A 6699-nucleotide genomic window follows, 5' to 3' on the forward strand; every position below is an offset into this window, starting at 1 on the left:
GCGCCGCCGTTCGCGGCGCCACCGACCGAGGGAGGTCGGTCCCGGCTCTGGCTCGGTCTCGGCGCGGGGGCGCTGGCCCTGCTGCTCTGTTGCGGCGGTGGCGGCACGGCGATCGTCGGCCTGCTGGTCAGCGGGGTGCAGGCGATCGAGGAACAGGGCCGCACGGTCTCCGGCGACTACTACCGGGCACTGTCCGACGGCGACTACGGCCGGGCGTACGACCAGCTCTGCGAGGACGCCCGGCGGCGCGAGTCCCGGCAGGAGTTCGAGCGCCGGTCCGCCGCTGAGCCGCAGATCTCCTCCTACCGGGTCGGCGAGGTGGACACCACCACGCTCACCGTGCCGGTGGAGGTGACCTACCGCGGGGGTGGGCAGGAACGCCAGCAGGTGGTGCTCGCGCAGGATCCGCAGACCGGTGGCATGGAGGTCTGCGGAGTCAACTGACCGGCCGCGGGTAATGTGCTGGGCTCGGGACCGCACCGGTCGTACCGTGGTCCCGAGTCATCCCCGCCGACCGTGACGTCCCCGCCGACCGTGACGTCCCCGCCGACCGCCAGTCGGCGTAGGAGGAAAAATGCCAGCCGACCGTATCGACGCCGTCGTCAGCCTCGCCAAGCGCCGGGGCTTCGTCTTCCCCTCCAGCGAGATCTACGGGGGCACCCGGTCGGCGTGGGACTACGGTCCGCTCGGCGTGGAACTCAAGGAGAACGTCCGCCGGCAGTGGTGGAAGACAATGGTCCAGCAGCGCGACGACGTGGTGGGGCTGGATTCCGCGGTGATCCTCGCCCGGGACGTGTGGGCCGCCGCGGGGCACCTGGAGGCGTTCGTCGACCCGCTGACCGAGTGCCAGTCCTGCCACAAGCGGTTCCGCGCCGACCATCTTGAGGAGGCGTACGAGGCCAAGCACGGTCGCCCGCCGACCTCGCTGGCCGAGCTGAACTGCCCCAACTGCGGCAACAAGGGCACCTTCACCGAGCCGCGGATGTTCAACGGCCTGATGAAGACCTACCTCGGCCCGGTGGAGAGCGACGAGGGTCTGCACTACCTGCGTCCGGAAACCGCCCAGGGCATCTTCGTCAACTACCGCAACGTGGAGACGGTCGCCCGCAAGAAGCCGCCGTTCGGCATCGCGCAGACCGGCAAGTCGTTCCGCAACGAGATCACCCCGGGCAACTTCATCTTCCGTACGCGTGAGTTCGAGCAGATGGAGATGGAGTTCTTCGTCGAGCCGGGCACCGACGACCAGTGGCACGAGTACTGGCTCGCGGAGCGCTGGAACTGGTACCTCGACCTCGGTCTGTCAGAGAACAACCTGCGCTTCTACGAGCACCCCAAGGAGAAGCTCTCCCACTACTCGAAGCGCACGGTCGACATCGAGTACCGGTTCCAGTTCGGCGGCACCGAGTTCGCCGAGTTGGAGGGCATCGCCAACCGCACCGACTTCGACCTGTCCACGCACAGCAAGCACTCCGGCGTCGACCTGTCGTACTTCGACCAGTCCAAGGGCGAGCGGTGGATGCCGTACGTGATCGAGCCGGCCGCCGGCCTCACCCGCGCGGTGCTGGCCTTCCTGCTGGAGGCGTACGACGAGGACGAGGCGCCGAACACCAAGGGCGGTGTGGACAAGCGCACCGTGATGCGCTTCGATCCGCGACTGGCCCCGGTCAAGGTGGCGGTGCTGCCGTTGTCGCGTAACGAGGCGCTCTCCCCGAAGGCGAAGCAGCTCGCCGCCGACCTGCGCAAGCGCTGGGTGGTCGAGTTCGACGACTCGCAGGCCATCGGTCGCCGCTACCGTCGGCAGGACGAGATCGGCACCCCGTTCTGCGTCACCGTCGACTTCGACACCCTTGACGACGACGCGGTGACCGTGCGCAACCGGGACACCATGACCCAGGAACGGATCGGCCTGGACCAGGTCGAGCGCTACCTGATCGAGCACCTTCCCGGCTGCTGATCGCGGCTCCGCCCGGGCGTGCCGGTCCATGCCGGCAGCCCGGGCCGGGTGCGGCAGCGGGCCGACTGGCATCCATGTCCAATGATGTCTCCAAGGCGGGCGTATCCGCACGGAGACGGAGGGTCAACGACGTGGAGCCGGAAGCACGCGACAGCAGGGCGCGGCGACCGATGCCCAGGAGGCGGCGCTGGCCGCCTCGCGGGCGACGGAGCTGCGCCTGAAGGCGCTCGACCCGGATCAGCCGATCACCATCTGGGAGCTGGCCAACACGTACTCGATCTACGCGCCGGCGCTGCTGGCGACCGGTGACGTCGAGCGCGCCCGGTCGGTGGTCGAGCAGGGCGTCCAGCTGACCGATCTGCTCGGCGTGGCCGGGCTGGAGATCCGGCAGAAGCTGCGGGGGACGGCGGAGCTGATGCGGGGCGCCTCGGGTTCCGGTGGTGGAGGTCGCCGCTGGCCGTGGCGGCGGCGCTGACCACGGCCCCCGTACCCTTGAGCGGTGGAAACCGCCCGCACTCCCGCCGCCGAGCGGCCGTCGCTGAGCATCGGGCCGCACCAGGTGTGGCCGCCGGTGGTGCTCGCCCCGATGGCCGGTATCACAAACGTCGGCTTTCGGCAGCTCTGCCGGGAGCAGGGCGGCGGCATCTACGTCTGCGAGATGATCACGACGGTCGCCCTGGTCGAGCGGAACCCGAAGACGCTGCGGATGATCGCGTTCGGCGCGGACGAGCGCCCGCGCAGCCTCCAGCTCTACGGCACCGACCCGGAGACCACCGCCGCCGCCGTGCGGATCGTGGTCGAACGGGACCTCGCCGATCACATCGACCTCAACTTCGGCTGCCCGGTGCCGAAGGTGACCCGGCGCGGTGGCGGCGCGGCGCTGCCCTGGCGGCGGCGGCTCTTCGCCCGCCTGGTGAGGGCCGCCGTGGACGCCGCGGCACCCGCCGGGGTGCCGGTCACGGTCAAGATGCGCAAGGGCATCGACGACGAGCACCTGACGTACGTCGAAGCGGGGCTCGCTGCCCAGGAGGCCGGCGTGGCCGCGGTCGCCCTGCACGGGCGTACGGCCGCGCAGCGGTACTCGGGCACCGCCGACTGGGACGCCATCGCCACCCTCAAGCAGGCGCTCGACGTGCCGGTGCTCGGCAACGGCGACATCTGGGAGGCCGACGACGCGCTGCGGATGGTGGCGCACACCGGAGTCGACGGCGTCGTGATCGGTCGCGGCTGCCTCGGTCGGCCGTGGCTCTTCGCCGACCTGGAGGCGGCGTTCAACGGCTCGCCACAGCGGCGGCTGCCCACCCTCGGCGAGGTCGCGGTGGCCATGCGCCGGCACGCCGAGCTGCTGGTCGAACAGTTCACGGCAGGCGCCCGCAGCCCGGCCCGAGGTGAACGGGACGGCTGCACCGACTTTCGCAAGCACGTCGCCTGGTACCTCAAGGGCTTCCCCGTCGGCAGCGAGCTGCGCCGCGCTCTGGCGATGATCGACAGCCTGGCCCAGCTCGACGACCTGCTCGGCAAGCTCGACCCGGCGGCGCCGTTCCCGGTGGAGACGCTGGGCCAGCCGCGCGGGCGGACCAACTCGCCGGGCAAGGTCTTCCTGCCCGACGGCTGGCTGGCCAGCCGCGACGACGACACCGTTCCGGAGGGTGCCGAGCTGGACGATTCCGGCGGCTGACCCGTCACCCGTCCCCGCACCCGCGCCGCCCCGTGTCCACGCCCCCGCTTGCTGCCGACGCTGTCAACGAGGCGGGTGCGAGGCAGCAACATCGCCGATGTTGCTGCCTCGTCGTGGCGTGACACTGCAACTTCCCCGATGTTGTCGTACCCACGGGTGGGGGTTGGGGAGAGACCACGAAGGGCCGGCCCCGGGTGGGGTCGGCCCTTCGTGGTGTTCGGGGTTGGTCAGGAGGTGGCGCTGTAGCCGCGGGTGGCGATCCAGTCGGCGAGGGCGTCGACGCTCACCCGGTAGGAGGCCTGGGCGGGGTCGGCGGAGTCGGCGATGGTGACCGTCTCGCCGCCGTCGCGGTAGCCCACGACGCTGATGTAGTGGCCGCCTTCGAAGCTGTGCGTGGTGCCGTCGGTGTCGGTGGCGGTGCCGGCGATGTTGGCGACCACGGCACGGCCGTCGTCGACGGTGCGGACGATGTCGTCGCGCAGCTTGTCGGTCTGCTTGTCGCCAGCCTTGGCGTCGGAGATCTCGACCGACTTGTAGACGTCCTTCCCGGTCTCCTTGTTCAGCACCGGGGTGATGTCGTTGATGGAGTTGGTGCCGGCCTCGGTGGTACGCATCTCCTTGGCCATGGTGTCCACGTCGATGTTCTTGCCCTGCACGCTCAGCGCGTTGCGGGTGGCGGCGGGGCCGCAGTAGTAGAAGTTCGGCTGCGCCTCGTAGCGGACGCCGAGCTCGCGCTCGCCGCCGGGCTTGCGGTCCTGTGCCACGGCGCTGGCCTGGACGCCCGGCGTGGCCTGGGCGGCGACGGCGGGGCCGGCGATGCCACCGGCGGTGGCGGCGGCAGCGGCGATGGTCAGGGCGGTCTTGCGCAGGATGGTGGTAGCCATGATTCGCACCTTTCGGTCGGGGGTGCGCGTGGCTCCGGCCCGCGTGGGGATGCGGGTGGGGCCTCGCGGGAAAGGGCAGACGTGCTACGCGCTGATCCGGTGTCCGGGGGATGTGACGCCGGGTGGGCCGGGACCATTCCGCGGAGTCCTCGCGGGCCAGGCGGGTGGCACCGGCGTTTGTCGTCCGGGGGGTGCAACGCCCGGCGGTGGGGGATCATTCCGACCCGGGCCGGGGGCGGCGCTGCGAGGCGCTCGCGGTTACGCCAGGTATAACCACCGGGCCGGGTCCGCGATTCCGCCGCCGGGGTGGCCCCGGTCACCGCGAACCGGACGTTCGGTCAGGGCGGGTCAGAAGTCGGGTGCCGGCGACGCCGAGCCGGGCATTTCCGACATACGCCGCGATCCGCTCGAACAGCCCACCGGTGCGCCTGGCGTCGCGACGCCACCGCGACCTGCCCGCCGGCCGTTTCCGCACACCGTCGCGCTGCGCGACGCACTTTTCGCCGGTGGACCGGTGGACCGGTGGACCGCTTCACCCTCGGTCTGGAGCTGCTCCTGGACGGACCGGCGGCTCGTCGGAACGGCTGACCGGCCGCTGCCCGGCCGGCTCGGCGCCCGTCGACGGCCTGCGCGGGGCGGGCACCGGCGTCGCCGGCCAGGGCAGTTCAGGAGAGCGGTGGTACGCGATGCCCGCCGTGGCCCAGCGTGGGCCGTGCCCCGCCAGTCGGTCGCGGAACCCGTCCCAGTCGTGCGTCGACCGGGGCGACCAGCCCAACTCGGCGATGGCGGGCAGCCGGGGGAACAGCATGAACTCGATCTCGGCGAGGGTGGTCACCGACTCGGTCCACAGCGGTGCCTCGACACCGAGCACCGCCTCGGCCGGTACGCCCGCCAGGTGGCCGACCGGGTCCCAGTCGTACGCCCGGCGTACGTCGATCAGGCCGGCCCAGTCGTGCCCGATCGGAGTGTCGGGCGCGTACTTCATGTCGAGGTACGCGTGGTTGCCGGGGGAGAGGATCAGCCGTGCGCCCCGGCGTACCGCCTCGGCGGTCACCGGATCGTCGCCGGTCGTGCCCCACCACTGGAGGATCCGTCGGTCGGTGTGGGCGGCGGGGGCGATCTGGTGCCAGCCGATCACCTCCCGGCCGAGCCCGGCGACGATGCGTTGCACCCGTTCGACGAAGGCGGCGTACACCTCGGCGGGCACTTTGAACGCCTCGTCGCCGCCGATGTGCAGCCACTGGCCGGGGGTGAGCGCGGCGATCTCGCCGAGCACGTCGGCGACGAAGTCGTAGGTGCGCTCGCTGGCCGGGTCGACATAGCTGAAGCCGACCTCGGTGCCGGTGTACGGCGGCGGTGCGACCCGGTCGGGCGCCAGCTCGCCGTACGCGGTCAGCGCCGCGTGCGTGTGACCGGGCAGGTCGATCTCGGGGATCACGGTGATGTGCCGCCCGGCGGCGTACGCCACGATCCGCTGGTATTCCGCCCGGCTGTAGTAGCCGCCGGGGGCGTCGCCGACCGCGCCGGCTCCGCCGACGGTGGCCAGCCGGGGCCAGGAGTCGATCGCGATCCGCCAGCCCTGGTCGTCGGTGAGGTGCAGGTGCAGCCGGTTGAGCTTGTACCGGGCCAGGTGGTCGATCACCCGCAGCACGTCGCTGACGCCGAAGAAGTGCCGGGCCACGTCGAGCATCGCTCCCCGGTGCGGGTACCGGGGGCGGTCGAGGATCGATCCGCCGGGCAGCACCCAGCGTTCAGTGACCGGGGTCACGCTCTCGACGGTGGCCGGCAGCAGCTGCCGCAGCGTCTGCACCCCGTGGAAGAGACCGGCGGCGGTGCCGGCGGCGATGCGTACGCCGTCGGTGGTGATGTCGAGCCGGTAGCCCTCCACACCCAGTGCGGCCTCGTCGGTCAGAGCGAGGGCGATGCCACCGGACGGTACGGGTGTGGCGGCCTCGGTGACCGGCAGCGGGTATCCGGTCGCCGGGCGCAGCAGCGCGGCGAGATGCCCGGCGACGGCCACGGCGGCCGGGTCGGCGCTGACCCGGATCACCGCGTCGGCGGCGAGCAGGTAGCCGGCCGCAGCGTCCGGCTCGACCCGTTCCGGCGCGGGCACCACGTCGCCCAGCCGGGTCGGTGCCGGCGGCGCGAGCAGCGCCGCCGCCTTCCGCTCCGCCGCCCGGGCC

The 6699-nt window shown here is 72.0% G+C and carries 6 protein-coding genes; 4 read left to right on the top strand and 2 right to left on the bottom strand.

Features of this window, described 5'->3' with window-relative positions; translation table 11 throughout:
* The 4 genes from AC2CHE_RS26210 to dusB all read left to right on the top strand — a co-directional run.
* On the top strand, positions 1-444 hold a 444-nt coding region (locus tag AC2CHE_RS26210; RefSeq protein ID WP_484507509.1), incomplete at its 5' end, for an Rv0361 family membrane protein.
* Positions 445-574: 130 nt separating this feature from the next.
* On the top strand, positions 575-1954 hold the full coding sequence (locus AC2CHE_RS26215; RefSeq protein ID WP_484507510.1) for a glycine--tRNA ligase: 1380 nt from the start codon (positions 575-577) through the stop codon (positions 1952-1954).
* A 328-nt stretch (positions 1955-2282) separates the two neighbouring features.
* The gene (locus AC2CHE_RS26220) at positions 2283-2429 is read left to right on the top strand and encodes a hypothetical protein (RefSeq protein ID WP_484507511.1); all 147 of its coding nucleotides are present in this window, start codon (positions 2283-2285) and stop codon (positions 2427-2429) included.
* A 24-nt stretch (positions 2430-2453) separates the two neighbouring features.
* A complete protein-coding gene (gene dusB / locus AC2CHE_RS26225; RefSeq protein ID WP_484507512.1) occupies positions 2454-3632 on the top strand; it encodes a tRNA dihydrouridine synthase DusB in 1179 nt (392 codons plus the stop codon).
* Positions 3633-3859: 227 nt separating this feature from the next.
* On the opposite strand, the gene AC2CHE_RS26230 is transcribed toward dusB, so the two are convergent.
* Entirely contained in the window at positions 3860-4516 is a 657-nt protein-coding gene (locus tag AC2CHE_RS26230; protein ID WP_484507513.1) for a C39 family peptidase, read from the bottom strand.
* A gap of 532 nt (positions 4517-5048) precedes the next feature.
* Positions 5049-6699, bottom strand: a 1651-nt coding sequence (locus AC2CHE_RS26235; protein ID WP_484507514.1) for a beta-N-acetylhexosaminidase, incomplete at its 5' end; no start/stop codon positions are given.

This window comes from Micromonospora sp. ATLC16 (assembly GCF_057196645.1).

Excerpts from the sequence above, each read along its gene's own strand:
- AC2CHE_RS26230 (WP_484507513.1), bottom strand. The coding sequence starts at position 4,516 with ATGGCTACCACCATCCTGCGCAAGACCGCCCTGACCATCGCCGCTGCC.
- AC2CHE_RS26215 (WP_484507510.1), top strand. The coding sequence starts at position 575 with ATGCCAGCCGACCGTATCGACGCCGTCGTCAGCCTCGCCAAGCGCCGG.